Annotated in this window: 1 protein-coding gene; it reads right to left on the reverse strand. The window is 50.9% G+C overall.

Annotation, left to right across the window (positions count from 1 at the left end; genetic code table 11):
* A partial coding sequence (locus M992_RS14345; RefSeq protein ID WP_147638198.1) for a DUF3748 domain-containing protein occupies positions 1 to 370 on the reverse strand: 370 nt, incomplete at its 3' end.
* Between the last annotated feature and the right edge of the window lie 41 nt (positions 371 to 411).

Below are 411 nucleotides of genomic sequence, written 5' to 3' on the forward strand. Positions count from 1 at the left end.
TAATATCCATCGCATCAAGCGTTTCAGCCAATTCTCTGTCTGGTTCACTGACAATCACGCCGCGCCGATGGTGGAAATCATAATGCCAGTGGGCATCTGGATGCTCTGGGCCATGAATAAAAACGTAGCGTGTCGGTTGTTGAGGGCTTACCGTTACCACGCCAACATGTGCGCCATGCTGCGCGCGGTAAACGACTTCCACACGTCCATCATGAACATTCACACGCTCAATGCACAGCCCGGTAAAAGAGGCTCCGCTGGGCCGTACATCGTATGCCAGCCACTCACTGTCTGGTGTCCAAACGTTAATATTGGTGAGCTGGTGCCCACGCGGATCGAAAGTGAGCTGCTTTTCAGCATAGCGAGACATGATAGATTCCTTTAACAAGGTAACGCATATCTCATTAGCAT

Source organism: Moellerella wisconsensis ATCC 35017, assembly GCF_001294465.1.
Classification (GTDB): Bacteria; Pseudomonadota; Gammaproteobacteria; order Enterobacterales; family Enterobacteriaceae; genus Moellerella; species Moellerella wisconsensis.